The organism is Domibacillus indicus (assembly GCF_023715895.1).
GTDB lineage: Bacteria > Bacillota > Bacilli > Bacillales > Domibacillaceae > Domibacillus > Domibacillus indicus_A.
Window position 1 is genome coordinate 1 of record NZ_JAMBOO010000060.1, and the last position, 976, is coordinate 976.

The window sequence follows — 976 nt, forward strand, 5'->3', positions numbered from 1 at the left end:
ATCAAGGTATTCCACCAGAATGACTGGGTATGGGTAGATATCGAATTTAAAGAGCAGGACCACTACAAACGCGGTGTTTGGGAATGGAAAGAGAACAACCCTAAGCTGATTAAGCGGGGAAAGAAATTCTTCCTTTCCATCAGCTATGAAAATAAAGTTACTTTAACAAAAACACCTATTCAAGACCAAAAAGTGTGTGCGGTAGACCTCGGACTGACAAACTCTGCGGTTTGTTCGGTTATCGATGCAAAAGGCACTGTCTTAGGCCGGGCATTTATTGACCAGCCTAAAGAAAAAGACCGTCTGCAAACGTTAACGAACAAACTGCGTAAATCCCAGCGGGCAAGCGGCCGCATTCAGGCACCGAATTTTTGGCGGCAGATCAATGGGTACCAGCAGCATATTGTCCGCCACACAAGCCATGAGATTATAAAATTCGCGGCGAAACATGGCTGTGACGTCATCGTATTCGAATACCTGGGCAGAATGAAAATCCCGAAAGGATTTTATGGAGCTAAGAAACTTCGTTTCAAGCTCCATGGGTGGCGGAAAATAGGCATCCAGAACAAGGTGGAAGAAATGGCACATTACCTCGGCATGCGCATTTCCCGGATCAATCCGCGGAACACCAGCGCCCTGGCATTCGATGGCTCCGGAAAAGTGGAACGGAACCCGAAAAAAGACCTTGCCACGTTTTCAACGGGCAAAGTCTATCACGCGGATTTATCGGCTTCCTATAACATCGGTGCCCGTTATTTCATTCGGGTTTTCCAAAAATCCATTTCGGAAACGAAATGGTTGTCACTTCAGGCAAAAGTCCCTGAGCTGGCAATAAGGACATCCCAGACCTTGTCTTCGTTCATTAGTCTCCATCATGCACTCGGGCTTCCGGAGGAAGCTTAATCCGCTGATGCTGTACTGTATTCAAGATAAGGGATGCTCCATCAAAATCTTTGATTTAGGTGGAGAGGTTCAC

1 protein-coding gene is annotated in these 976 nt (G+C 46.6%); it reads left to right on the forward strand.

The features are described 5' to 3' along the window. On the forward strand, positions 1-903 hold a 903-nt coding region (locus tag M3221_RS25405; RefSeq protein WP_251274814.1), incomplete at its 5' end, for an RNA-guided endonuclease TnpB family protein. Positions 904-976 lie beyond the last annotated feature (73 nt).